We start from the raw sequence: 395 nt of genomic DNA, 5'->3' as shown, positions 1-395 counted from the left end.
GCATAGAGCACGTCAGAGCCGATTCGCGATCCGCCGGCGATCAGCAGTGGACGCATGTGCTGCGTGAAGACTTCGCGGATCGGCGACTGCGTAACATCTTTCGACGCCTCCAGTTGTAAAAATGCCGGCGTCTCACCCACACCCCGGCGCAGCCACAAACCGAAGATGACCAGCACCAGACTCAGCAGGAACGGGATCCGCCAGCCCCATTGCTGGAAATCGTCCGCCGACATCGCCAACGTCACCAGCGTAATGAGGCCTGTGCCGATCAACGAACCGCAGGACGGCCCTACCTGAGCAAAGGACGCGTTGCGCCCGCGCTGATGCGGCTTGCCGTGTTCCATCGACAACAGTACCGCACCCGCCCATTCTCCGCCCAGCGCAATGCCCTGAAT

The 395-nt window shown here is 61.8% G+C and carries 1 protein-coding gene; it reads right to left on the bottom strand.

All coding sequences use genetic code 11. The features are described from left to right. Positions 1–395, bottom strand: a 395-nt coding sequence (locus tag HFC70_RS26630; RefSeq protein ID WP_168476315.1) for an MFS transporter, incomplete at both ends; no start/stop codon positions are given.

Source organism: Agrobacterium sp. a22-2 (assembly GCF_012276985.1).
Taxonomy (GTDB): Bacteria; Pseudomonadota; Alphaproteobacteria; order Rhizobiales; family Rhizobiaceae; genus Allorhizobium.
The sequence above is the reverse complement of the archived record's forward strand: the minus strand, read 5'-3'. Positions and strand labels throughout refer to the sequence as shown.